The sequence below is a fragment of the Enterobacter cloacae complex sp. 277I4 genome (genome assembly GCF_050031465.1).
Taxonomy (GTDB): domain Bacteria; phylum Pseudomonadota; class Gammaproteobacteria; order Enterobacterales; family Enterobacteriaceae; genus Enterobacter; species Enterobacter cloacae.
In genome coordinates this window covers 2,490,626-2,515,445 of sequence record NZ_JBLGWC010000001.1, presented here as the reverse complement: position 1 = coordinate 2,515,445, position 24,820 = coordinate 2,490,626, and the positions used below count along the sequence as shown (strand labels likewise).

At 53.4% G+C, this 24,820-nt stretch carries 27 protein-coding genes; 16 read left to right on the top strand and 11 right to left on the bottom strand.

Going from position 1 to position 24,820, the window contains the following annotated elements; all coding sequences use genetic code 11:
• Positions 1-322: 322 nt before the first annotated feature.
• From ACQG19_RS12295 to ACQG19_RS12260, 8 genes are all read left to right on the top strand, one after another.
• Complete coding sequence (locus tag ACQG19_RS12295) at positions 323-508, top strand: general stress protein (RefSeq protein WP_004150795.1); 186 nt, start codon at positions 323-325, stop codon at positions 506-508.
• An 89-nt stretch (positions 509-597) separates the two neighbouring features.
• Entirely contained in the window at positions 598-1,092 is a 495-nt protein-coding gene (locus tag ACQG19_RS12290; protein ID WP_014831873.1) for a ferritin-like domain-containing protein, read from the top strand.
• 23 nt (positions 1,093-1,115) lie between these two features.
• Complete coding sequence (locus ACQG19_RS12285; protein ID WP_013096662.1) at positions 1,116-1,319, top strand: hypothetical protein; 204 nt, start codon at positions 1,116-1,118, stop codon at positions 1,317-1,319.
• A 25-nt stretch (positions 1,320-1,344) separates the two neighbouring features.
• Entirely contained in the window at positions 1,345-1,851 is a 507-nt protein-coding gene (locus ACQG19_RS12280; RefSeq protein WP_020688585.1) for a ferritin-like domain-containing protein, read from the top strand.
• A 15-nt stretch (positions 1,852-1,866) separates the two neighbouring features.
• Positions 1,867-2,739, top strand: a complete 873-nt coding sequence (locus ACQG19_RS12275) for a manganese catalase family protein (RefSeq protein ID WP_246931807.1) — start codon at positions 1,867-1,869, stop codon at positions 2,737-2,739.
• A gap of 67 nt (positions 2,740-2,806) precedes the next feature.
• Positions 2,807-4,210: a cytochrome ubiquinol oxidase subunit I gene (locus tag ACQG19_RS12270; RefSeq protein WP_013096665.1), complete on the top strand. Its 1,404-nt coding sequence runs from the start codon at positions 2,807-2,809 to the stop codon at positions 4,208-4,210.
• Complete coding sequence (gene cydB, locus ACQG19_RS12265; protein WP_013096666.1) at positions 4,210-5,220, top strand: cytochrome d ubiquinol oxidase subunit II; 1,011 nt, start codon at positions 4,210-4,212, stop codon at positions 5,218-5,220. The genes ACQG19_RS12270 and cydB overlap by 1 nt, the downstream gene beginning before the upstream one ends.
• 8 nt (positions 5,221-5,228) lie before the next feature.
• Positions 5,229-6,854 carry an alpha-amylase family protein gene (locus ACQG19_RS12260; RefSeq protein ID WP_246931810.1) on the top strand — a complete coding sequence of 542 codons (1,626 nt, stop codon included), beginning with the start codon at positions 5,229-5,231 and terminating at the stop codon, positions 6,852-6,854.
• On the opposite strand, the gene ACQG19_RS12255 is transcribed toward ACQG19_RS12260, so the two are convergent.
• The 4 genes from ACQG19_RS12255 to ACQG19_RS12240 are packed head-to-tail and all read right to left on the bottom strand — an operon-like array spanning position 6,855 to position 9,336.
• On the bottom strand, positions 6,855-7,841 hold the full coding sequence (locus ACQG19_RS12255; protein ID WP_020688581.1) for an SDR family oxidoreductase: 987 nt from the start codon (positions 7,839-7,841) through the stop codon (positions 6,855-6,857). It lies immediately after the preceding gene.
• A gap of 17 nt (positions 7,842-7,858) precedes the next feature.
• Complete coding sequence (locus ACQG19_RS12250; RefSeq protein ID WP_029883805.1) at positions 7,859-8,365, bottom strand: 2-oxo-tetronate isomerase; 507 nt, start codon at positions 8,363-8,365, stop codon at positions 7,859-7,861.
• 11 nt (positions 8,366-8,376) lie between these two features.
• A complete protein-coding gene (locus tag ACQG19_RS12245) occupies positions 8,377-8,823 on the bottom strand; it encodes a DUF421 domain-containing protein (RefSeq protein WP_013096670.1) in 447 nt (148 codons plus the stop codon).
• Between the two features lie 9 nt (positions 8,824-8,832).
• Entirely contained in the window at positions 8,833-9,336 is a 504-nt protein-coding gene (locus ACQG19_RS12240; protein WP_246931912.1) for a hypothetical protein, read from the bottom strand.
• A gap of 138 nt (positions 9,337-9,474) precedes the next feature.
• On the opposite strand from ACQG19_RS12240, the gene ACQG19_RS12235 reads away from it, so the two are divergent.
• The 4 genes from ACQG19_RS12235 to ACQG19_RS12220 all read left to right on the top strand — a co-directional run bounded on the left by ACQG19_RS12235 (position 9,475) and on the right by ACQG19_RS12220 (position 14,551).
• The gene (locus ACQG19_RS12235) at positions 9,475-9,864 is read left to right on the top strand and encodes a YdeI family stress tolerance OB fold protein (RefSeq protein ID WP_246931812.1); all 390 of its coding nucleotides are present in this window, start codon (positions 9,475-9,477) and stop codon (positions 9,862-9,864) included.
• 62 nt (positions 9,865-9,926) lie between these two features.
• On the top strand, positions 9,927-10,811 hold the full coding sequence (locus ACQG19_RS12230; protein WP_013096673.1) for an SDR family oxidoreductase: 885 nt from the start codon (positions 9,927-9,929) through the stop codon (positions 10,809-10,811).
• Positions 10,812-10,976: 165 nt separating this feature from the next.
• Entirely contained in the window at positions 10,977-11,900 is a 924-nt protein-coding gene (locus tag ACQG19_RS12225) for a LysR substrate-binding domain-containing protein (protein WP_014831860.1), read from the top strand.
• Between the two features lie 266 nt (positions 11,901-12,166).
• Positions 12,167-14,551: a glucose/quinate/shikimate family membrane-bound PQQ-dependent dehydrogenase gene (locus tag ACQG19_RS12220; protein ID WP_246931814.1), complete on the top strand. Its 2,385-nt coding sequence runs from the start codon at positions 12,167-12,169 to the stop codon at positions 14,549-14,551.
• An 81-nt stretch (positions 14,552-14,632) separates the two neighbouring features.
• On the opposite strand, the gene ACQG19_RS12215 is transcribed toward ACQG19_RS12220, so the two are convergent.
• The 3 genes from ACQG19_RS12215 to ACQG19_RS12205 all read right to left on the bottom strand — a co-directional run bounded on the left by ACQG19_RS12215 (position 14,633) and on the right by ACQG19_RS12205 (position 17,910).
• On the bottom strand, positions 14,633-16,324 hold the full coding sequence (locus ACQG19_RS12215) for a methyl-accepting chemotaxis protein (RefSeq protein WP_246931817.1): 1,692 nt from the start codon (positions 16,322-16,324) through the stop codon (positions 14,633-14,635).
• 160 nt (positions 16,325-16,484) lie between these two features.
• Complete coding sequence (locus tag ACQG19_RS12210; RefSeq protein ID WP_013096677.1) at positions 16,485-17,603, bottom strand: S-(hydroxymethyl)glutathione dehydrogenase/class III alcohol dehydrogenase; 1,119 nt, start codon at positions 17,601-17,603, stop codon at positions 16,485-16,487.
• A 31-nt stretch (positions 17,604-17,634) separates the two neighbouring features.
• The gene (locus ACQG19_RS12205) at positions 17,635-17,910 is read right to left on the bottom strand and encodes a metal/formaldehyde-sensitive transcriptional repressor (RefSeq protein WP_013096678.1); all 276 of its coding nucleotides are present in this window, start codon (positions 17,908-17,910) and stop codon (positions 17,635-17,637) included.
• 560 nt (positions 17,911-18,470) lie between these two features.
• On the opposite strand from ACQG19_RS12205, the gene iraM reads away from it, so the two are divergent.
• On the top strand, positions 18,471-18,854 hold the full coding sequence (gene iraM, locus ACQG19_RS12200) for an anti-adapter protein IraM (RefSeq protein ID WP_306295019.1): 384 nt from the start codon (positions 18,471-18,473) through the stop codon (positions 18,852-18,854).
• A 246-nt stretch (positions 18,855-19,100) separates the two neighbouring features.
• Here the strand turns inward: iraM and ACQG19_RS12195 are convergent, their stop codons facing one another.
• The 3 genes from ACQG19_RS12195 to ACQG19_RS12185 form a co-directional block, all read right to left on the bottom strand.
• Positions 19,101-19,388: a DUF6966 domain-containing protein gene (locus ACQG19_RS12195; RefSeq protein ID WP_040020820.1), complete on the bottom strand. Its 288-nt coding sequence runs from the start codon at positions 19,386-19,388 to the stop codon at positions 19,101-19,103.
• Positions 19,385-20,449 carry a hypothetical protein gene (locus tag ACQG19_RS12190; RefSeq protein ID WP_246931820.1) on the bottom strand — a complete coding sequence of 355 codons (1,065 nt, stop codon included), beginning with the start codon at positions 20,447-20,449 and terminating at the stop codon, positions 19,385-19,387. Before ACQG19_RS12190 ends, ACQG19_RS12195 begins: the two co-directional genes overlap by 4 nt.
• 112 nt (positions 20,450-20,561) lie before the next feature.
• Positions 20,562-21,491, bottom strand: a complete 930-nt coding sequence (locus tag ACQG19_RS12185) for a LysR family transcriptional regulator (protein WP_040020819.1) — start codon at positions 21,489-21,491, stop codon at positions 20,562-20,564.
• Positions 21,492-21,573: 82 nt separating this feature from the next.
• Here ACQG19_RS12185 and ACQG19_RS12180 point away from each other — a divergent pair, with 82 nt between their 5' ends.
• From ACQG19_RS12180 to ACQG19_RS12170, 3 genes are all read left to right on the top strand, one after another.
• A complete protein-coding gene (locus ACQG19_RS12180; protein ID WP_040020818.1) occupies positions 21,574-22,050 on the top strand; it encodes a GNAT family N-acetyltransferase in 477 nt (158 codons plus the stop codon).
• 83 nt (positions 22,051-22,133) lie between these two features.
• Complete coding sequence (locus ACQG19_RS12175; protein WP_047351769.1) at positions 22,134-22,802, top strand: epoxyqueuosine reductase QueH; 669 nt, start codon at positions 22,134-22,136, stop codon at positions 22,800-22,802.
• Positions 22,803-22,908: 106 nt separating this feature from the next.
• Complete coding sequence (locus tag ACQG19_RS12170; protein ID WP_013096686.1) at positions 22,909-23,181, top strand: DUF883 family protein; 273 nt, start codon at positions 22,909-22,911, stop codon at positions 23,179-23,181.
• Positions 23,182-23,208: 27 nt separating this feature from the next.
• On the opposite strand, the gene ACQG19_RS12165 is transcribed toward ACQG19_RS12170, so the two are convergent.
• Positions 23,209-24,672 (bottom strand): EAL domain-containing protein, encoded by a 1,464-nt coding sequence (locus ACQG19_RS12165; protein WP_058651354.1) that lies wholly within the window; start codon positions 24,670-24,672, stop codon positions 23,209-23,211.
• Between the last annotated feature and the right edge of the window lie 148 nt (positions 24,673-24,820).

Below are 24,820 nucleotides of genomic sequence, written 5' to 3'. Positions count from 1 at the left end.
CTATAAAGGAGTAATTTTGGAGGCCATCCAGGCTAAAAATTGAACGAAATTGTGGCGCTACAATTTTTATCCTCACCTTTCAGGTTTTTAGCGGCAACTTAGGATTAATCCGAGCATTTTTTTACAAGTCCTTCCCACTCATCCATATTTTTTCGCCAAACGAAGCGTAAACCCACCAATATTTTTAAATAACGCAACCGTGAATGGCGAAACGCATTTGACGCATGCCGCACAGCGTCTAAAGTTATTACTCGAACGACGAGTGATACGGAATATTTCTGTATCGTACTGACATAACCAATATATGACTATGAGGTTTAATATGGCAGAGCATCGTGGTGGTTCCGGTAATTTCGCTGAAGACCGTGAAAAAGCATCAGAAGCTGGACGTAAAGGCGGCCAGCACAGCGGCGGTAATTTCAAAAACGATCCGCAACGCGCATCTGAAGCAGGTAAGAAAGGGGGTCAGAATAGTCACGGCGGAGGCCGTAAATCTGATAACTCCTGATTTTATTAAGCTGTCTCAGTAATACCAGAGAGCATGCTGCGGGCCGAAAGGCTCGCAGTTCCCTTAACGTTTTAACCGGAGCAAAATATATGAATATGAAAAGTATCGAGGATGTTTTTATTCATCTACTGTCCGATACCTACAGCGCGGAAAAACAGCTCACCCGAGCCCTGAGCAAACTTGCCCGTGCCGCCTCCAGTGAAAAGCTCAGCGCGGCTTTCACCGCCCACCTTGAGGAGACGCAGGGTCAGATTGAGCGTATCGATCAGATTATCGAACAGGAAGACGGTATTAAGCTTAAGCGAATGAAATGTGTGGCAATGGAAGGCTTAATTGAAGAGGCCAATGAGGTCATCGAAAGCACAGAAAAAAATGAAGTCCGTGATGCAGCATTAATTGCCGCTGCGCAAAAAGTGGAACATTACGAAATTGCCAGTTACGGTACCCTTGCCACATTAGCAGAACAACTTGGCTATAAAAAAGCCGTTAAACTTCTTGCCGAAACACTGGAAGAAGAAAAAGAAACCGATCTTAAACTCACCGACCTGGCCGTAGGAAATATTAACCAAAAAGCGCAAAAATGACGCTATAACACAGGTTAAATATAATGAGCATCAGTCCCAGGACAATTAAACGGTGCCATTTAACGGCAGCTATAATATGGTTCATCCTTGCTATTCCTTCCGTAATATGGTGGAAGAATAGCGTACTATGGGTCATTATCATCAGTATTTACGCCAATATTGTCGGCCATTTATCTGGCTACAGTGCCGCACGTGCCGATCAGGCTGCTGAAAGTGAGACCAAATAAGCGAACCTATAATGAGGAACGAAATATGAATCACGTAGAACACTACCATGACTGGCTACGCGATGCCCATGCAATGGAAAAGCAAGCCGAATCAATGCTGGAATCGATGGCCAGCCGTATTGAAAATTATCCTGATGTTCGCGCCCGTATTGAGCAGCACATTAATGAGACAAAACGGCAAATCACATTGCTGGAGGAAATCCTCGATCGTAATGATATTTCTCGTTCGGTTTTAAAAGACTCGATGAGCAAAATGGCTGCGCTCGGCCAGTCCATCGGCGGCATGTTCCCGTCCGATGAGATTGTTAAAGGCTCCATCAGCGGCTATGTTTTCGAACAGTTCGAAATTGCCTGCTACACCTCCCTGCTGGCCGCGGCCAAAAAAGCGGGCGACACCGCCTCTGTACCCGCCATTGAAACCATTCTCGCCGAAGAGCGCGAGATGGCCGACTGGCTAATTCGTCACATTCCGCAAACGACGGAACAGTTCCTGCTGCGTTCTGATGCATCAGGTGTCGAAGCGAAAAAATAAACCACAGGAGAGTGTATGTTTCGACACGTCAAACAGCTGCAATACACGGTTCGCGTTGCTGAACCGAATCCCGGCCTCGCCAATCTTATGCTGGAACAATTTGGCGGGCCGCAGGGTGAACTGGCGGCCGCCTGCCGCTACTTCACCCAGGGCCTGAGTGATGACGATCCTGGCCGTAAAGATATGCTGATGGATATCGCGACCGAAGAGTTGAGCCACCTCGAAATCATCGGGACGCTGGTCGGCATGCTGAATAAAGGGGCCAAAGGCGCGCTGGCGGAAGGGGTAGAGAACGAAGCCGAGCTGTACCGGTCCATGACCGAAAACGGCAACGACAGCCATATCACCTCCCTGCTCTACGGCGGCGGTACCCCGCTCACTAACTCCGCGGGTGTGCCCTGGACGGCGGCCTATGTTGATACCATTGGTGAACCCACGGCGGATCTGCGCTCGAACGTGGCCGCAGAGGCGCGGGCAAAAATCATCTATGAGCGTCTGATCAACGTGACAGACGATCCCGGGGTGAAAGATGCACTGGCGTTTCTGATGACGCGAGAGGCGGCGCACCAGCTCTCCTTCGAGAAGGCGCTTCAGTCTATTCGCAATAATTTCCCGCCGGGGAAATTGCCGCCAATCGAGGAATTCACCAACAAGTACTACAATATGTCTGAAGGTGGCGAGGTCCGCGGAAGCTGGAACAGCGATAAGCATTTCGACTACGTTGAGGCCCCCCAACCTGCGGTTGACGGTGGAGACGGGAGTGCAAGCGTGACGCTTTCGACCGAACAGGCTACGCTCGTCAAGGCGATGTCTGCTCGCACAAAATCCGATCCGAACGCCGACCCGTTAACAGGTGCCGAGCTAGGCGCCGGTAAGAAAAAACCGTAACCGGTTTTGCCAGGCAGCTCCCGCTGCCTGGTAATTCTCGTGCCCCATCGTTCCAGAGGTACGGACCATGTTCGAACTCGACGCGTTTCATCTGGCGAGAATTCAGTTCGCTTTTACCGTCTCGTTTCATATTCTCTTCCCGGCGATCACCATCGGGCTTGCCAGCTATCTGGTGGTGCTCGAAGGGATGTGGCTGCGTACCAAAAACGACGTCTGGCGCTCCCTGTACCATTTCTGGCTCAAAATATTTGCCGTCAACTTTGGTATGGGCGTTGTGTCCGGGCTGGTCATGGCCTATCAGTTCGGCACCAACTGGAGCGGGTTCTCTCAGTTTGCAGGCAGCATTACCGGGCCATTGCTGACCTACGAGGTATTAACCGCTTTCTTCCTTGAGGCCGGTTTCCTCGGCGTAATGCTGTTCGGCTGGAACAAGGTTGGACCGGGACTGCACTTCTTCGCAACCTGCATGGTGGCGCTGGGTACGCTAATGTCCACCTTCTGGATCCTCGCCTCTAACAGCTGGATGCACACTCCGCAGGGCTTCACCATTGAGAACGGTCAGGTGATCCCTGAAGACTGGCTGGCCGTCATCTTCAACCCCTCTTTCCCGTACCGGCTGATCCATATGTCCATTGCCGCGTTCCTGTGCAGCGCGCTGTTTGTGGGCGCGTCGGGAGCCTGGCACCTGCTGCGCGGCAACGACACGCCCGCCATTCGCAAAATGTTCTCGATGGCTATGTGGATGGCCCTGCTGGTCGCCCCCATTCAGGCCGTAGTCGGGGATATGCATGGCCTGAACACGCTTGAACATCAGCCTGCCAAAATCGCCGCCATCGAGGGGCACTGGGAAAATCCGCCAGGGGAAGCCACCCCGCTGCTGCTGTTTGGTCTGCCGGATATGGAAGAGGAGCGCACCAAATACGGGCTTGAGATCCCGGCCCTCGGCAGCCTGATCCTCACCCACAGTCTGGATAAACAGGTCCCCGCGCTGAAAGATTTCCCGAAAGAAGATCGCCCGAACTCCACCATCGTCTTCTGGTCGTTCCGCATCATGGTTGGCATGGGGCTGTTGATGATCGCCCTCGGCGTCCTGAGCCTGTGGCTACGCTATCGCCACCGGCTGTATCACTCGCGCCCGTTCCACTGGTTTGCCCTCTGTATGGGGCCAGCCGGTCTGCTGGCGCTGCTCGCTGGCTGGGTGACCACCGAAGTGGGTCGCCAGCCGTGGGTGGTCTACGGTTATCTGCGCACCATCGACGCGGTCTCTCTGCATAGCACGCTGCAGATGAGCATCAGCCTGCTGGCCTTCATCGTCGTTTATTGCTCGGTGTTTGGCGTGGGCTATGTCTACCTTGTGCGTCTGATTAAGAAAGGACCACAGCCGGTGGACACGCTAACCTCGAACACCTCGGGCACTCCCGCCCGTCCGCTGTCTGCCGCTGAGTCTGTTCCGGAAGAGGAGAGAATCTGATGGGCGTCGATATCTCGGTTATCTGGTTTGCCATCATCGTCTTCGCCACCCTGATGTACATCATCATGGATGGCTTTGATTTGGGGATCGGTCTGCTGTTTAACTTCGTGGGCGATGCTAAAGAGCGCGACGTGATGGTGAACAGCGTGGCCCCCGTCTGGGACGGCAACGAAACCTGGCTGGTGCTGGGCGGCGCAGGGCTGTTTGGCGCCTTTCCGCTGGCCTATGCGGTGATCATCGATGCGCTCACCATTCCGCTTACCGCCATGCTGATCGGTCTTATCTTTCGCGGTGTCGCCTTTGAGTTCCGCTTCAAAGCGACGCCCTCTCACCGCCAGTTCTGGGACTATGCCTTTGCGGGAGGCTCGCTACTCGCCACCTTCAGCCAGGGCGTGGTGGTCGGCGCGGTGATCAACGGTTTTGAAGTAGAAGGCCGACGCTACGTGGGGTCTGCCCTCGACTGGCTGACCCCCTTCAACCTGTTCTGCGGTATCGGGCTAGTGGTGGCCTATACGCTGCTGGGCACCACGTGGCTTATCATGAAAAGCGAAGGTGCACTGCAAAACCGCATGCGCGAGTTGACCCGCCACGTGCTGCTGGCGCTGATTGTCGTCATCGCGGTGGTGAGCATCTGGACGCCACTCGGCTGGCAGTACGTGGCCGAGCGCTGGTTTACCCTGCCTAACTTCTTCTGGTTCCTGCCGGTGCCTCTGCTGGTAGGCGTATTTAGCCTGTGGATCTGGCGCTTGACCCGCAACCCGGCCAGCCACGCGCGTCCGTTCCTGTTGACGCTTGGGCTTATCTTCCTCGGTTTTAGCGGACTGGGCATCAGCCTGTGGCCGAACATTATTCCGCCGGGCATTAGCCTGTGGGATGCCGCGGCCCCGCCCGCCAGCCAGCTCTTTATGCTGGTGGGGACGTTACTGATTATTCCGGTGATCCTGGTGTACACCGCCTGGAGTTACTACGTCTTTCGGGGAAAAGTTTCTGATACAGAAGGTTACCACTGAGGTGCAGGATGGCAGGATGGCATACACGGGCCATTATTTATCAAATTGATACGGCACTGTTTTACGATTTAAACGGCGATGGCTGCGGAGACATCGCCGGAATAACGGCCAAATTGCGTTATATACGCCGCATGGGGGCGACAGTAATCTGGATCACTCCGTTTTACCTTACCCCTTTTCTGGACGAAGGGTATGACGTCAGCGACCACCTGCAGGTCGATCCCCGGTTCGGCAAACTGGCGGATATTATCGCTTTTATTGAGCAGGCACGTGAGCTGGGGATGCAGGTCATTATCGAGCTGTTGATCCAGCATACGTCGGACGCCCACCCCTGGTTTCAGGAGGCCCGGCGCAACCCGAAATCCCCCTTTCGCGACTATTACCTGTGGTCAGATAATAACGATGACGATACGCCCCCGATGTTCCCCGGCGTGGAAAAGAGCATCTGGACATGGGATGACGAGGCGGGTCAATACTACCGGCATATGTTTTATCGCCACGAGCCTGATCTCAACCTCACCTCACCAGCGGTAATTAAAGAGATAGAGAACATTATCCTCTTCTGGCTTAAGCTCGGCGTATCGGGATTCCGTCTGGACGCCGCGTCGCATCTCACCACCCAGGCCGGAAGCGGTGACGAGAAAAAGGGGCTGTGGATCCTGGAGCACTTGCGCCGCCTGATTACCCAACATAACCCGCAGGCGATTCTGCTCGGTGAAGTTGACGTAGAAGTGGAAGCCTACAAAGACTATTTCGGCAATAACGACCGCCTTCATCTGGTGCTTAACTTCTGGCTTAACAAATATTTCTACGTGAGCCTGGCCAGGAAAAGCGCCCGCCCGCTGCGCAATGCGGTGAAGAAAATGATCGTCCCGCCAGACTCCTGCTGCTTTGCCAACTGGTTGCGTAACCACGACGAGCTGGATCTGGAGGGGATCGGTAAAAAGGACAAACAGTTCGTCCTCGACACGTTCGCCCCGGATGAAGAGATGAACGTGTACCAGCGTGGGATCCGCCGTCGCCTGGCGCCGATGCTGAATGGCGACCAGAAGCGGCTGGCGCTCTGCCACGCCGTGCTGTTCTCCCTGCCCGGGGTGCCCGTTATGCGCTACGGGGATGAAATCGGCATGGGTGATGATCTGGATTTAGAAGAGCGTTACGCCGTGCGTACGCCCATGCAGTGGGCGCCCTCTCAGGGCGGTGGCTTCTCTGATGCAGACCCGCAGAGCTTTATCGCGCCCATCATTGACCATGGGCCCTATCGTTATCAGAAAATTAACGTGGCGGATTCGCTGTTGCACCGCAACTCGCTGCTGCACCGGATTATAGATATCGCCAACACGCGGTCTGAATTCCCGGAGATTGCCGTGGCGCCGTTTCATCTTATCGCCATCGATAATGATGCAGTGCTGGGAATTTACTACGAGGCTGAAGATCGCAGCATTCTTACCTTTGTTAATTTCAGCGATAAACCGGTGACCTTCACCGCCAGAGGGATCCGCCACGCCACCTGGACCGCCTGTCTGGCAGACAAACGCTACGAGGATGCGCTGGTCTGCGGCAAAACCGTTGAGCTGGATATAGGCGGCTACGGCTATCGCTGGTTCTGGACAAACCGTAGCGCGCTGCGCTGACTACTTTTTGCGGCCGCGCATCAGGCGTGTGAGCACAATCCCTGCGACGGCCAGGGAGCCCAGCAGCACTTTCCCGGGCGCGCCAGAGGAGACGGCGCTGGCGCGCGTTTTCGCCTCAGCAGAGAAATGGCCGTGGATTTTGTGCAGGTCGTTGACCGGCTGGTCGAGGTAATCCCGCCGGTCTTCTGCGTTCAGGGTGTCGGTCATCTGCCCTTCCCAGGCCTTTTTCACCATCAGACGGTCAAGAAAGCCGGGGAAGAGGAACTGGCCGACAATCGACTGGATGGTACTGCTGCCCACCCACAGCTCGCGCACCGGTTTTTGCGCCACCCTGAAAATGGCACTCGCGGCCACTTCCGGCTCAAACACTGGCGGAACCGGGCGCATCGCCCAGGCAAACTTATTCCGTGCCCATTCAAACTGCGGCGTATTTAGCCCCGGCATCTGGACCATGGCGAGCTGCACCCGGCTGTTCTCATGCATCAGCTCGGTACGCACCGCATCGGTAAAGCCCCGGATCGCGGCTTTGGCGCCGCAGTAGGCGGACTGCAAAGGAATGGAGCGGTAGGCCAGCGCGGAGCCAACCTGAATAATTACGCCCCGATCGCGCGGCACCATCAGTTCCAGCGCGGCACGGGTACCGTTCACGTAGCCAAGGTAGGTGACTTCTGTGACGCGGCGAAATTCATCCGGCGTCATGGTCCGAAACGGCGCCAGCACCGCCCCCATGGCATTATTGACCCACACATCTATCGCCCCAAGGCGATACTCAATTTCGTTGGCGGCATCCACCACCGCCTGACTGTCGGCCACATCCGCCTGCACGGCCAACGCATTGACGCCAAAACGGCGTAGCTCTTCCTGGGTCGAGTGAAGGCTTGTCTCCTCGCGCGCAATAATGCCCACATCGTAGCCCGCTTTTGCAAAGTGCAGCGCCGTGGCTTTCCCCACGCCAGCCGTCCCGCCAGTAATGACCATCACTGCCATAAAACCTCCGCGTTATTTCAGCCCGATAATTTCGTCACTAATTCAGCCAGCGAGTAATGCACCGCTTTTTCCACCACGTCCTGACAGTCGCCGGAAAAGAGCACCCTGCTCGTTTCCGTCTTTCCGCCGATATTCCAGGCGAAGCACACGGTCCCCGCCGCCGTGCCGTCATCTCCCCCTTCCGGCCCGGCATACCCGCTGATGGCAATACTGACATCGGCCTGGGCAATGTCGCGTATGCTGGCCGCCATCTCGGTGACGGTCTGTTCACTGACGGCGGTAAACCGCGCGAGGGTTTCCGGGCTTACGCCCAGGATCCTCTCCTTCGCGCTATCGCTGAAGACGACCAGCCCCACATCATAAAAATCGGCAGTGTTCTCTTCCGCGCAGAGCGCCACGGAAAGCTTTCCGCCGGTGCAGGATTCTGCGGTTGTTAAGCGAAGCCCGGCATCGATTAACCTGCTCGCCAGTTTTTTGGTCAGTTCAGCCACGGTAATGGTGTTGTCGTGGTATAGATTGCTCATCATCAGGCCTCTCATTTTTTCTCAGGAATAATGGAAATATGGCCATTGCGTTCCAGAATGGCATATTTGATTTCGCTTAACTTTGTAATACCATTATTCTGCCGGGCTGAAACCAGAATATCATCACATGAAACATCGACCTTTTTGAGTTTATCTGCTAAGGGTACGCCGTTCTCAACCAGAATTACCGGCGTGCCATCCAGAATATTCTCCACCGGCGAAAAATACTTTTTCATCAGTCCAAAAATAATATCCACAACCACCAGCGTGGTGATGGTTATCATTGCGCCCGTGACAGAAAAATCCTCCCCCAGCAGGGCCTGCTGGGTTGCTTCGCTGATAATTAACAGGAGAATAAGGTCAAAGCTGGTCATCTGCAGCAACGCACGTCGTCCGGCCACTTTGAAGACCACCACCAGAAACAGGTAAATTGCCAACGCCCTAAAAACCATATCCATGGCAGCCTCCTAAGGGTAAATAAATTGCCAGAAAGGAATATCCGGCAGGTTGTTTACACGAATGACGTTGTGCCATTTACCGCCTCTGGTCGGGGTAATGAACAGCCAGACCGCAAAATGTGGCGATTTTTCAAGATGATTATAGACAAAATAGAGCGTGTTCCCGCGGCTGTACATGCTGTCTGGCTGCGGCCAGACGCTGCCCGGCTCGTAGGCGTCGCTGCTCTCGCTGGTCATGCTCACAGTGTATTTGCCCTCGTTGTTGACCGGAAAGGTCAGCTGAAGTCGCGACTCCGTTTGCCGACGCGCAAAGCGCTCATAGTTGAGGGTCAGGTTTTTTGCAGAATTGGTTTTCTCCGTGTCACTCACTATCCCACTTGAAAACAGACCGGCAATCGCTGCGATGATAATACTCAGTAACACAATAAATCCGACCTGGCGAAATGCATATTCAAACCTTAGCAAGCGATAACTCTCATTTATCCCGGGTAACTTTTCATTTTTATCATTCATGGCAGCCATCACCGTTTCGCTTATTTACCAAACGTTCTGTTTTGTATGGCGAATGTTTTTAAGACTTATCACATTTGCCACATAAAGGAATAGCAACAATACTTAATAAGTCAAGACACCTTAAATGAAGGATATCAGATGAAATTATCACTTATTTCCGCTTTTTTAATATTTATGGTGCCAACCGCATGGGCTGATAATAACGGCGGGTTACAAAAGGGTGAAGCGCCGCCCCCTCCGCATGCGCTGGATAGCGGTTATCGCGGCACGGATGATGCCCGTATTATGACCATCGACCAGGCGAAACAAATGCATGATGGCGCGACCATTTCACTGCGCGGCAACCTTATTGACGGTAGCGGCGATAAGTATGTATTTCAGGATAAATCCGGAAAAATCGACATTATTATCCCAAAAGCAGTTTTTGACGGCAGAACAGTCAAACCAGACCAGATGATCAGCATTAACGGTTCGCTTGATAAAAAGTCATCGCCTTCCGTGGTGCGTGTCGATCATCTGCAGAAATAACTCAGCGAAGCGTTAACGCTGTATTTTCATCCTAACTCACCTATTGGCTTAAGGAGTCAGCTATGAGTGATACTCAACAACGTACGAACGCTTATCCGCAACCCCCTTTCCCGGAACAGCCGCAGACGCCACCAGGACTGGCTTCTGAGATGCAACCTGTTCCCGATCACGGGGAAACGAGCTATAAAGGCCACGGCCGTCTGGCGGGCAAAAAAGCGCTGATTACCGGCGGTGACTCCGGTATCGGCCGCGCGGTGGCCATTGCCTACGCCCGTGAAGGCGCCGATGTCGCCATTAACTATCTGCCTGAAGAAGAGAAGGACGCCGCAGAGGTTATCGACCTGATCAAGGCCGAAGGGCGCAACGCCGTCGCGCTGCCGGGGGATGTCCGGGATGAAACCTTCTGCCAAAACCTGGTGGAAGAAGCGGTGGCTAAACTTGGCGGGCTGGACATTCTGGTGAACAACGCCGGTCGCCAGCAGTATCGGGAATCGCTGGAAGAACTCACTACCGAAGATTTCGATGCCACGTTTAAAACCAACGTTTATGCCCCGTTCTGGATCACCAAAGCGGCGCTTCGCCATCTGAAAGCCCCTGCGGCAATTATTAACACCTCCTCAGTGCAGGCGGTAAAACCCAGCCCTGTCCTGCTGGACTATGCCCAGACCAAAGCCTGTCTGGCGGTGTTTACCAAATCCCTTGCCAAACAGCTTGGGCCGAAGGGCATTCGCGTTAATGCCGTGGCTCCCGGGCCTTACTGGACGGTGCTGCAATCCAGCGGCGGCCAGCCGATGGAGAAAGTGAAGCAGTTTGGGGGTGACACACCGCTGGGCCGTCCGGGCCAGCCGGTGGAGATTGCACCTTTATACGTCACTCTGGCGTCAGATGAGTGTTCCTTTACGACCGGCCAGGTATGGTGTTCCGACGGCGGTGATGGCGTGATTTAACGTTTCCCTCCCCGAATGTGCAATAAATGAACAAGGACGTTCAGCCCCCCGCCAAAAACATGTTGTAACTCAAACAGATCAAATGTTAAAAATATTTTGCTATCAAGTTATCAAAATTAAACAACTTAGCTTGTCACCCGCATCGCTCTGTTTTTAACATCGCCTATGGAAAAAAATGGTCTGTTCAGTCAGCGCATACGCTTGCGCCATTTGCATACATTTGTGGCCGTCGCTCAACAGGGAACGCTGGGGCGTGCGGCTGAAACCCTTAACCTGAGCCAGCCTGCTCTCTCAAAAACGCTTAACGAGCTGGAACAACTGACCGGTGCCCGTCTGTTCGATCGCGGCCGTCTGGGCGCACAACTGACCCTGGTCGGGGAGCAGTTTCTGACCCATGCAGTCAAAGTGCTTGATGCGCTCAATACCGCCGGACAGGCGCTAAACCGTAAAGAAGAGCAGACGCACGAGATTGTCCGTGTGGGTGCCCTGCCCACGGCGGCGCTGGGCATTCTACCGCCGGTGATCGGTCAGTTTCACAAACAGCAAAAACATACGACCCTGCAGGTCGCCACCATGAATAACACCATGCTGCTTGCGGGGCTGAAATCCGGCGAGCTGGATCTGGGTATCGGACGGATGTCAGATCCCGAACTGATGGTGGGACTGAATTATGAACTGCTGTTCCTGGAATCCCTGAAGCTGGTGGTACGCCCCAACCATCCTCTGTTGCAGGATACGGTTACCCTAAGCAGGGTGATGGAGTGGCCGGTGGTCGTGTCACCAAAAGGTACGGTTCCACGGCAAAATGCCGAAACGTTACTGCAGATGCAGGGCTGTACGCTGCCGACAGGCTGTATTGAAACCCTGTCCGCTTCCCTGTCACGCCAGCTTACCGTGGATTATGACTACGTCTGGTTCGTCCCCTCCGGCGCGGTCAAAGATGATTTACGCCAGGGCACGCTCACCGCACTGCCGGTGACCTCGCCCGGCGCCGGCGAACCGATTGGCATTCTAACCCGCGTTGATACGCCGCTCTCCTCAGGTGCACAGACGCTGCTGAGCGCGATACGTAAATCGATGCCTGCCTGATTCCTTCCCCTTGCCCTAACCCTCTCCCCCCCGGGGCGAGGGTCATTCCTGCGTTCTAATCATTTAATGCGAAATCATTTATTAACAATTGCGCAAAACAATTTAACAGTTTTATCATAGCGACGAATTCACCAAATGGTTCGTAAATGTTTTATAAACCCCGAATTCAAGCGTATTAATCATTATTCCCACTGCATTTATTACCCACCTGGTACACTTCCGGCACGTTATCGTGCTGAGCAGCGGGGGATCTTAAGGAGAAAGAGATGGCATTTGGCAGCGCGCCACGTGGGATACCCCGTATCCTGCAGTGGCTCCTTGCCGGACTGATGGCGATCGTCGGTCTGGCCGTTGGCGGGTTGGGTTTTAAACTCGTCACCGTAGGCGGAAGTGGATACTTCCTGATCATAGGCGTGGTAATGGTGATTGCCGCGATCCTGATTTTCATCAACCGCAACAGCGGGATTGTGTTGTATGGCATCGCGTTTATCGCGTCGCTGTTCTGGGCGGTAAGCGATGCCGGCTGGGATTTCTGGCCGCTCTTCTCACGCCTCTTCACCTTTGCGGTGCTGGCATTCCTGTGTGCCCTCGTCTGGCCGTTCCTGCGTGCGGCAAACCGTGCGACTCCGGTGAAAAAAGGCCCGGCTTTTAGCGTGGCGGCGCTGATCGCCGTGGCAATGCTGGTCAGCCTGGGCTGGATGTTTAAACCCCAAACGCTGGTGGCGGCGAATGAGCCGGTGCCGGTGAAACCGGTCGCGGCTGGCGAACAGCAGAAGAACTGGGAACACTGGGGTAACACCACCCACGGGGATCGTTTTGCGGCCCTTGACCAGATTAACAAGCAGAACGTTAACGAGCTGAAAGTCGCGTGGGTTGCCCATACCGGGGATATCCCTCAGAGCAACGGCTCCGGTGCGGAAGACCAGAACACGCCGCTGCAGATTGGCGACACGCTCTACGTCTGTACGCCGTACAGCAAAGTGCTGGCGCTGGATGTAGATTCCGGGAAAGAGAAGTGGCGTTACGACGCCAAAGCCACGGCCCCGAACTGGCAGCGCTGCCGTGGGCTGGGCTATTTTGAAGATTCACAAAACGTGACAACGTCACAGACAGATGCGCAGCCCGCCGCCTGTCCGCGCCGTCTGTTCCTGCCCACCACCGATGCCCGCCTGATTGCCATCAACGCCGATAACGGTAAAGCCTGCGAAGACTTTGGTGACAAAGGTACCGTGGATCTGAGCGTGGGTATGGGTGAGATAAAACCGGGCTACTATCAGCAAACCTCCACGCCGCTGGTAGCAGGAAACGTGGTGGTGGTCGGCGGACGCGTGGCGGATAACTTCTCCACCGGCGAACCGCCGGGCGTGGTGCGCGCCTATGACGTACATACCGGTAAACTGGCCTGGGCGTGGGATCCGGGTAATCCGGACCTGACCGGCCTGCCGCCGGAAGGCCAGACCTACACGCGCGGTACACCGAACGTCTGGTCTGCAATGTCCTATGACGCAAAACTGAACCTGATTTACCTGCCAACCGGTAACGCCACGCCAGATTTCTGGGCCGGAGAACGCACCGCGCTGGATGATAAATACAGCTCCTCCATCGTTGCCGTTGACGCCACCACCGGCCAGGTCCGCTGGCATTTCCAGACCACCCATCACGACCTGTGGGACTTCGATCTGCCTTCTCAACCGCTGCTGTACGATCTGCCAGACGGTAAAGGCGGAACCACGCCGGTACTGGTGCAGACCAGTAAACAGGGCATGATCTTTATGCTCAACCGCGAAACCGGCAAACCGGTGGCGAAAGTGGAAGAACGGCCGGTCCCGGCGGGTAACGTGCAGGGCGAACGCTACTCCCCGACACAGCCGTATTCCGTCGGTATGCCGATGATTGGCAACCAGACCCTGACCGAGTCCGATATGTGGGGCGCGACGCCTGTCGACCTGCTGTTGTGCCGCATTCAGTTTAAAGAGATGCGCCATCAGGGGGTCTTTACCCCGCCGGGTCTCGATCGTTCCCTGCAGTTCCCTGGCTCACTGGGCGGGATGAACTGGGGCAGCGTCTCAGTCGATCCGAACAACGGGCTGATGTTCGTCAACGATATGCGCCTGGGTCTGGCCAACTACATGGTACCGCGTGCCAGCGTGGCGAAAGACGCCAGCGGGATTGAGATGGGTATTGTGCCCATGGACGGCACGCCGTTCGGCGCCATGCGCGAGCGTTTCCTGTCACCGCTGGGTATTCCGTGCCAGAAACCGCCGTTTGGCACGATGTCCGCGGTTGACCTGAAATCCGGCAAGCTGGTGTGGCAGGTGCCGGTGGGCACCGTGGAAGATACCGGCCCGCTGGGTATTCGCATGCATATGCCGATCCCTATCGGGATGCCAACCCTTGGCGCGTCGCTCTCCACCCAGTCTGGCCTGCTGTTCTTTGCCGGCACTCAGGATTTCTACCTGCGCGCGTTCGATACCGCCACCGGAAAAGAGATCTGGAAAGACCGTCTGCCGGTCGGCAGCCAGTCCGGGCCGATGACCTACGTTTCACCGAAAACTGGTAAACAGTACATCGTCATTAACGCTGGCGGCGCCCGCCAGTCACCGGATCGCGGTGATTACGTTATCGCGTATGCGTTACCCGATAAAAAGTAAGCGATGAAAAAAGGGACCGAAAGGTCCCTTTTTATTTGTAGGTCGGGTAAGGCGAAGCCGCCACCCGACACAACACGCCACTCAGAACGTCTCCCAGTTATCCCCGGAAACCGCTGCCGCCGGACGCAGCGGCGCATTCTTCGCCACTGGCGCAGACGTTGCCGCCCGGCCTTGCTTCGCGCCGCTCAGTCGAAACGCACCCACCGCCTCGGTCAGACGAGCGCCCTGTTCTTCCAGCGACGCCGCCGCGGCGGAAGCCTCTTCCACCAGCGAGGCGTTCTGCTGGGTCACTTTATCCATCTCAGAAATCGCCTGGCTCACCTGCTCAATACCACGGCTCTGTTCATCAGACGCGGCAGCGATCTCCAGCATAATGTCCGTGACGCGTTTAACCGCTTCGACGATTTCATTCATGGTATTACCGGCGGCGACGACCTCACCCGAGCCCTGGTCAATCAGCGAAACGGATTCGTTGATCAGGCTTTCGATCTCTTTGGCGGCATTCGCACTGCGGCTTGCCAGAATACGAACTTCGCTTGCCACCACGGCAAACCCGCGCCCCTGCTCACCCGCACGCGCCGCTTCTACCGCCGCGTTAAGCGCCAGAATATTGGTCTGGAAGGCGATACTGTTAATCACGGCAGTAATTTCGGAAATCTTCTTCGAACTGGTGGAGATATTGCCCATGGTTTTAACCACCCCGGAGACCATCTGGCCGCCACGGCTGGCTTTACCGGAGGCATCTTCCGCCAGCTTGCTGGCATGGTGCGCGTTATCGGCGTTCTGTTTCACCGTCGCGGTGAGCTGCTCCATGCTGGCTGCCGTCTGCTCAATGGCTGCCGCCTGTTGCTCGGTACGGGAAGAGAGGTCGGTGTTGCCTGCGGAGATTTCGCTGGTGCCACGATAGATCTCTTCCGCCCCCTGACGCACGGTACCGACAGTGTTCTCCAGCGAGTGCTGCATGGTTTGCAGGTCGCGTGTCAGGCGGCCAATTTCGCTGCGTCCGGCCACATCGTCCGGCATGGTGAGGTCGCCTTTGGCGATATTTTCAATGCGTTTCGCGGCGCGCTGCAACGGGGTGATCACCGTGCGACGCAGCACGACAAAGGTCATGGCCGTCAGCACCAGCGCCAGGGCAAACGCGCCCACCATAAACATCAGGCCCAGTTGGGTGCGGCTGTGTGCCTTAACCGTCAGGGCGTTCGCGCGCTCGGTGCGGATCTTTATCGCCTTCAGCAGCACGGCGTTGTAGGCGTCATCCAGCGGGCGGGCGCTTTCGTTTTCATGGTTAATGATGGCTTCAAACATGCCGTTTTTTGCAAACTTAAGCATCGGCTGCAGGCCTGCGATATAGGCGTCATAGCGTGTTTTCAGATCGGCATCCAGCGCTTCATCCTCAGGCGTACGAACCGCGCGATTGATGTAGGCATTAAACCCTTCCTGAGACTGTTTGATCCGTTTTTCCGCCTCAGCGATGTTTTGCTTCATCGCATCCATTTCCGCGATACGGCTCGCCGCCCCGGCGTGGATCATATTGATACGCGCGGTTCGCAGATGGTTTGAGCTATTCGACAGCCCCATACGCACCTGAATTTCAGACGTGACATCCTGCTGATCGGTGTCGGCCTGTAAAAGGAAATACCCCGCCAGACCTGCGCTCAAGGCAAATAGCAGAATAATGCCACCGAGAATGGAGGAAAACAGCGGAACCAGCCTGATGTGATGCAAGAAGCCCAGCTTGCGCTGCGCTGGCATCGAAGTAGTGTTGTCCATGACCGTCGACTCTCTTGTAGGTAAGATGCGTAAAAACACGCCTGTTAAATAGTCATCGGCACGGCTGAGATTTAGATTACGGCTAAAAACGCCGCACTGGTCACACTTTAGAGAAGATTATTAAAGAAACGCCAGCGGCGAAAAACCGCTGGCGTAAGAGTTACTTGTCGCCGAAATGAATAACGGTACGAATGGATTTACCTTCATGCATCAGATCGAACGCCTCGTTGATCTGCTCCAGCGGTAAACGGTGGGTAATGAACGGATCGAGCTGGATTTTCCCGGCCATTGCATCTTCAACCATCCCCGGCAGCTGCGTGCGCCCTTTCACGCCGCCGAACGCTGAGCCACGCCATACGCGCCCGGTTACCAGCTGGAACGGACGGGTTTTGATCTCCTGGCCCGCACCGGCCACGCCGATGATAATGCTCTCGCCCCAGCCTTTGTGGCAGCATTCAAGCGCAGAACGCATCACGTTCACGTTGCCGATACATTCGAAGCTAAAGTCCACGCCGCCGTCGGTCATCTCAACAATGACCTCCTGAATCGGTTTTTCGTGATCTTTCGGGTTCACGAAATCGGTCGCGCCCATTTCACCCGCCAGATTGAATTTCTCCGGGTTGGTATCCACCGCGATGATCCGCCCGGCCTTCGCCTGGACCGCGCCCTGAATCACCGCCAGACCAATCCCGCCAAGACCGAACACCGCCACGGTGTCGCCCTCTTTCACTTTCGCCGTATTGTGTACTGCACCAATCCCGGTGGTGACGCCGCAGCCCAGCAAACAGACTTTATCCAGCGGCGCCTGCGGGTTCACCTTCGCCAGTGAGATCTCCGCGCAAACGGTGTATTCACTGAAGGTGCTGGTGCCCATGTAGTGGTAAACCGGCTCGCCGTTGTAGGAGAAACGGGTGGTACCGTCCGGCATCAGCCCCTTGCCCTGGGTGGCGCGAACCGCCTGGCAGAGGTTGGTCTTACCGGATTTACAGAACTTACACTCGCCGCATTCTGCGGTGTAGAGCGGGATTACGTGGTCGCCCGGCTTCAGGCTGGTCACGCCTTCGCCCACTTCCACCACCACACCACCCCCTTCATGGCCGAGCACCGCCGGGAAAACGCCTTCCGGATCGTCGCCCGACAGCGTAAAGGCATCGGTATGGCACACCCCGGTATGGGTAATTTTGATCAGCACTTCGCCCTTCTTCGGCGGTGCAACGTCGATTTCAACGATTTTGAGCGGCTGGCCAGGGCCAAATGCGACGGCTGCGCGAGATTTCATAGTGTCTTCCCTTATTGTGTGGTGTGTGGGTTTATTTTAGATAAGCGCGCAGCAAATGGCCGACTTCTGCCATGCGCACGGCTCGCTGATCCGGCGTGGTTTCCCCCGTTACCAGCTCATCTTTGAGGTGAATTTCGACCATTTCGCCCATCAGGCCATTGGCAGCACCGCGCACGGCGGCAATTTGCTGCAGGATGGCCAGACAGGGGTCGCCCGACTCCAGCGCGCGTTCAAGGGCATCAACCTGGCCCCGAATGCGACGAACGCGAGTGAGGATACGTTTTTTATCTTCGGGTGAGTGCGGCATACGGCCTCCTGATACTATAGGGGGGTATGGTACCCCTTAAAGCAACATTATGTAAACAACAGCTTTCATAGGGTTATCAGGCTCTTGAATCGCATTATCATACATAAGTAATTCTGAATAATTTCTCTTTGAAATGCTGGCCTCTACATTCGAATTGAGCCATTTTCTATGGCTAAGCCAAAAAAAAGCGTCACCAGTACCCTTTATTCGCTGGAATCGATAAGCAGCATTGATAATAATTCAAAAAACCTTCTAAACCTTAAACCTGGTAACAGGTTGAAATGAAATGGTTTCCGCCATGATTAAATTTTCCTTAATAATAAAGGCTTCTACGGAATCTTATTTTTTTGCGTTCAGAACCTGTAAACGGTCAAAATCAAACCACTCCTCTTTGATGTAAGATATATAATTCAAAATAATTATCGAAACCATATTGCGCAAGCCATTGTTATATATAGAGAAAAATCACAACACTTTAAAATAACGATCAATATCAATGAGTTACAACATTGATTGATGTCTAATCACGTGCTAAACCTAAATCCAGGTAAAAATATCTTATGGAGAAGAGTATGATGTCGTGGCGAGTATTAAGTTCTGTCATTTGCCCTAACACAGGAATCGTTTATTCGCACATTGTTGGTTTGAAATTATTAAGATTAATAATTTGGTACGAGAGTGACATCTATCTTTTGCCCGGAGACAGAATACATACAACAAAAAATGGAATTTTTGTAAATGGGGTGTTCAACCAAATATCCCTTTATAACGTCTCGCCATACAATGAGAACCTGTGGGACGAAATAAAAAACAAAATGGCCTGTCCTTTTAATAAAAACCTGGATTCTGAAGACTGCTCATACGCTGAGCATTGCAATGCGCGCAAATGCCCGCACGGATTTGAGACAACCCCTTTGATAATAAGAGTGCCCCGCGATAGCTAATCATTTAATAAGTTAGCTTTTCGATCCGCTCCCTGTTACAGGGACCGCATGCTTAACATATATTTTATTGAGATACCGAACTGAACCCCTATCAGTTACGGCCCCCGCGCGCGCCTGCCTGATGACTTGCGGCAGGCGAGGCCATATCTCAGATAACATACGTTATTAATCATTTGGTTTGGTATTATTTATACTTTTTATTCAAACTGGTGGCAGAGGTCTTCTACCACATCTTTTAACTGGATTTTAAATGTTACGCGCGGAGATCTCTGCTTTCGTTAAGCTGTATAGCTCATCTTGTAACCTATTAAGCGCGTTGTTCTCTTCTCGCAGCATTTTGCCGTTATTTTGCAGTATTAAGTCGTTAAAGGACCCTGCCCCTGCGAAAATAGACCTGATACCTAACAAGGCCTGCTCATAATCAGAGCCCAGCTGTTCGCGAAAATAGAGGAGTTTCTTTGACCAAACACTTTCATTACATGAAACAAGCAACTCAATGATTTTATTGAGTAAAACCTGAATATCCGATTTCATTTCAACCCCCCAAAATTAACTGTTTCCACGCCTGGAATTTCCCAAGGCGCAGGGATGAAAACCTGCTCAGTACCACCAGGGAAAATATCAGACTGGTAGCCTACCTCTCCGACATACACCTTCGAGCCTGCAGGAATTTTTATCTCATAAAAACTATCTATCACGGATTCAGAACCGTCTGGCCATTTTGGCAACACCGCCTTATCGACACGTGTTTGCAGTACCCCTAAAGGTCGTTCATAGCTGAAAAATCGCCCCAACTCAGTGCCGCTTTGACCCCCTCTAAAAAAAGTGGTGTCATGGGACAATGTTATTTCCTTATAAGCTCCGCCTGAAAATGTTTCAGCAAAGCGTTCGCTCAATGGTCCTGGCTTTATCATCGAATATTCCCCCTCGACTTTTCCCAGAACATGGAGATTGCTAAGCTCACTCGCTGCCCCCAGTCTACCAAGCCCAAGACCCGCAGCAACCGAAGTCGCAGCAATAATCATCCCTTTATTGTCCATAACCTGATTATAACCCGCTGGCGCATCGCCACCGAGCTGCTGGGCGGTCTGGTGGAATCCCTCGATGTTGCCATTATAAATCCCACCCGCGGCCAGCAATCGACCTGCAGTTTTGCTGTTGATGGTCTTTGCTGCCTGGGCATGTTGCGTCGGTGCCGCCGTACGAACGTGATAACCAGGGCGTTTCAGCTGCCGGGAAATGAGGTAACTGAGCCGGGTTTGAAGGAACAAAGGCAGGTTATTGCGAAGGTCACCGGATGTTGTCAGCACGCCCGAAATGGCATGCCCGGTTACGTCTTTTCTCAGCAGAACGAGCTTTCCGGATTTGATGTCGTTAAGCGTGTCACGGTAAGCCATCCAGGGTTGCTGCCAGTGGAACGGTTGATAACGGCTGACAAACCGCGTGTAGCCCTGCGGTAAATTCCACTCCTGTATGATGCGGTTTGGGAGTGCTGTATCTGCCAGGTCTGCTGCCGCCTTGTCCGGGTGCATAATGTGAGGAATGTCCTCAAGGTAGATGTCGTCCAGTGACATGGCCTGGCTGTGATGAAGCATGGTATCCCTGTAGCGCTGCCGTTAAGTGCCCCATTATTGCTCATTCCCGACACCTGTCAAACATCCCCTATTTAATCTGCAACCGCAGAAACAGACACGCCCTTTCCTGCGCTTACCCAGCCTTCATTTCTATTGCTAATCTTTGCAACTCTTCTTTCAGCCAGCGGGTTGCGCCCCGCTGACCGCTGCGTTTATGGGAGTAAATTTTCACGTCAAATTTTTGAATGGCGAACGGTAAGGTAAAAATGTTGATATTCTCTGCCGCCTTCAGCTTTTCGGCTGCATACCGGGGAATGGCCATCAGCAGATCGCTTTGCGCAACGATAAACGGTGCGCTGAGCATTGACGGGGTTTTGATTGCAATGTGCCGGGTATAGCCCAACTCCTCCAGCCGTAAATCCAGCACGCCCTGCTTCTCATTCCAGGGGGTGACAACCAGATGGCGGGCCGCGAGATAATCCTCCAGCGTCAGACGTGTCCGGCTTGCGTTGCTGATGACCACATACTCATCTTCAAACCAGCTTATCTCCTCCAGTTCAGGATGGCGGATCTCCTCCGCCGTGCTGAAACCGAGCGCCAGATCCACTTCGCCCGCCAGCAGCTCCGTCAGCGCCGGGCTGTGTGGCAGATAGCGCAGTTCAAAACGCAAACCCGGCGCGGCATCCTGCAACGTGTGCATCAGGGCCGGGAAAATACAAAGCGCGGTAAAATCTGTAATCGCAATGTGCAGGCTCTCGCTACTTTTGGCCGCTTCAAACTCCGGCTGCGGTGTAAGCTCATGATTAAGAAACGACAAAGCAGATGCAATGGACGGCGCGAGCTGTGTGGCATACACGCTGGGTGACATGCGATGCCCTTCCCGGAAAAATAGCGGATCATTCAGCGTCGTTCGCAAACGTGACAGCGCATGGCTCAGTGCCGATGTGCTCATCGCTAACTCATCGGCGGCCAGGCGAACCGAACGGTGACGGTAAATGGCGTCGAAAACGGGCAGCAGGTTTAAATCAAGACGTCTCAGGGCCGGATGCATAATATTCATCATTTGTTGATTTCATTGCACTTAATTCTTCGGACAATACTCCGTATGCTTAGCGCCATCAATCGCAAAACATGCAGGAACAACCATGAGCATTACTATTCGTCAGGCCCGCCCCGAGGATGCGGCGGCCATTTACGCCATGATTTATGAGCTGGCGGTCTATGAAAAAGCGCCGGAAGAAGTGATCACCACGCCGGACGAGATCCGCGAAACCCTCTTTGGCGCAGACAGTAAAACCGAAGCGCTGATTGCGGAGTATGAAGGTAAGATCGCTGGCTATGCCGTATTCTTCACCAGCTATTCAACCTGGCTTGGCCGCAACGGTATCTATATGGAAGACCTGTATGTATCCCCGGATCATCGCGGTAAAGGCGCGGGAAGAGCCTTGCTGAAACATATCGCGCAGCTCGCCGTAAAACGCCAGTGTGGTCGTCTGGAATGGAGCGTACTGGACTGGAACCAGCCGGCAATCGACTTCTACCTGAGCATTGGCGCGCTCCCGCAGTCCGAGTGGGTGCGCTATCGCCTGGATGGAGAAGCGCTGCTGAAATTTGCCGGGTAAACGGCGCGCGCTGTGCAGAGATCCCGGCTGTGCGGGATCTATGCTACAATTCCATAAATTTCATTAACATATTGTTGAATACCATGAGCACAGTCCCCTTCATTCGTCCTCAGCTTACCCTGCCAAACGGCGCTGACAAACTGCTGCTGCACTCCTGCTGCGCGCCCTGCTCCGGCGAGGTAATGGAGGCCATTCAGGCCTCGGGCATTGATTACACCATCTTCTTCTATAACCCCAATATCCACCCGCAAAAGGAGTATCTCATCCGTAAGGAAGAGAATATTCGTTTTGCGGAAAAACACGGCGTGCCCTTTGTTGATGCGGATTACGATACGGACAACTGGTTTGAACGCGCAAAAGGGATGGAATGGGAGCCTGAGCGTGGGATCCGCTGCACCATGTGTTTCGATATGCGTTTCGAACGCACGGCGTTATACGCGGCGGAAAATGGCTTCAGTGTGATCAGCAGCTCCCTTGGCATCTCGCGCTGGAAGAATATGCAGCAGATTAACGACTGCGGTCAGCGCGCAGCAGCCCACTATCCGGGCATGGTCTACTGGGATTATAACTGGCGCAAACAAGGCGGATCGTCGCGGATGATTGAGATCAGCAAGCGCGAACAGTTCTATCAGCAGGAGTACTGCGGATGCGTATATTCTCTGCGTGACAGCAATCTTCACCGCAAGTCTCAGGGGCGTCCTCTCATCAAAATTGGCAAACTGTTTTACGGCAAAGACGAGTCTGACGAGTAAGGCGGCGCGAAGGGAGACATATCCTAAAACGCGCCAGAATCCGCATTACGGCTCTCAGATGTTGAAATAGCGGCTATCCTTTAATTATCCACAAAAGGAGGTAACAATGTCTGATTTCGACGCTGATAAAAATGCACAGTATGCTGGTGATAAAGCCAAAAATAAACTCGACGAACTGACGGGCTCTGCTCAGCAGCAGTTTGGTGAATTCGTTGACTCCCCTAAACATCAGGTGAAAGGGGCAGCACGAAAATATGCTGCGCAGGCCAGTGATGCCGTTTCTGATGTCACTGAGGCAGTCAGAAATAACCCGTTAACCGGCCTGATTGCGGCTGGTGCAGTGGGTATTGTTCTGGGCCTGTTACTCGGCCGTAAATAATCTCAGGCCCCACGGGGCCTTATTTTATTAGCTAAACAATCTTACCATGCGATCTAACTCCTCCTCTTTCACGGCGCGGGAAAGATAATATCCCTGGAAACTTTTTACGCCTAACGCCACCAGCTTTTCAAATTTCTCTTCGCTATCCACCCCCTCTGCAATACATTCGCTGCCGGTCATGTCACTGTAAATCTGAATCGCTTTGATAAGTTTGTAATCATTGTCATTAGCGACAAACTTTCCGACAATATCCCGGTCAAGCTTTAAACCATCAAAATGAACCTGCCTCACCGGAAACATGGTTTGATGGCTGGAGAAGCAATCATCCAGGAATAACCGACACCCCGTACTGCGCAGGCGACGCATGGTTTCTGGGATGGTTTTATCTTTGGTCACATCAATATCTTCAGCAAATTCAAAGACCAGGTTCCCGGCCCACTGGGGTTTGAGCAGCATCTTGATGGCTTTTTTGGCCATCTCGGGCAAGGCATTTCCGGCCGCGAGTTCCGGCGGTATATTCACCGAGAAATAATATTTCCCGTTATACTTGTTGATGCCGGAAACAGCGGCATGAAGCACCAGCGCCGTGATATTTAACCATAGCTCACGATTTTTCACCCCGGTAAGAAAATGGGCAGGCTTGATAATTTTACCGTTCTTGTTCCAGCGTAATAAAATCTCAAACCCAACACCTTTTTTATTTTCATCGGTGATGATTTGATACGCAGGAAATATCTCCCTTTTAAGCAGCGCATTAAAGACATCCACCTCAGTACTGGACAGTGATTCTATTTTTCCCTGCCGTTCCCCACTCCCTGACGCAGAAAAACCCTGAGAATTTTTATACCACAACTGGATTAATTGCAGTTTTCTTAAACCGGCCTTGCGATGTGTATATACCGTTTTATTTGTCAGCCCAAATTTTTTGCACTGTTTATTTACCGACATGCCCCGGTAGAAATTTAATAAGACATCAAGTTCTCTGTTTGTGAGCCCTTTTTGACGGTCTTTAAAGCTACAGTCCGCATGATGATCCTGCAATGAGCGAGATCTGTCCCTGCATGCGTCATTTTTTTTCTGAACACGCGCAATAATATCGCCGCTGTTGGCGATGCGGATCAGAGATAATTTTTGATTGTTATTCAATAAACTACGCAAGGTCCCGTACAGCCAACTGTCAGGTATATTGCCATACAGAGTGACCGGGCGGATGACGGGAAGTGTGTTAAGAAGATCGGCAAGGTGCCTGAGGCTCTGCAAAAGATCCACGATCTCTTCCCCGAGAAAGACCGTAATTTTAGCGTCCTGATTTTTGATAATAGTGTAGACATCTTCCCGATTTGCGACGTCATCCTCAAAACGCACCTGTGACGCCAACCCTCCCTGCTCTTTCAGTAACAGACGGTACCCCTGGAACGTAAAACTGCAGGCTGAAATAACAAATTCCTGTGCATGACAATCATGATTATTGTGAGAATTGTTTTGAATCATAATGCGCTCCTGGGTACAAAAACACCGTTGCCCTGGTCAATAATGACCAGCACATCGAGACTAAAAACATGCGGAAATGTCACAAGCCTGAATATAACCTGCGTAACAGGTTAATTTTATCTTACCACCGTAGGTTAATAAACCGTTA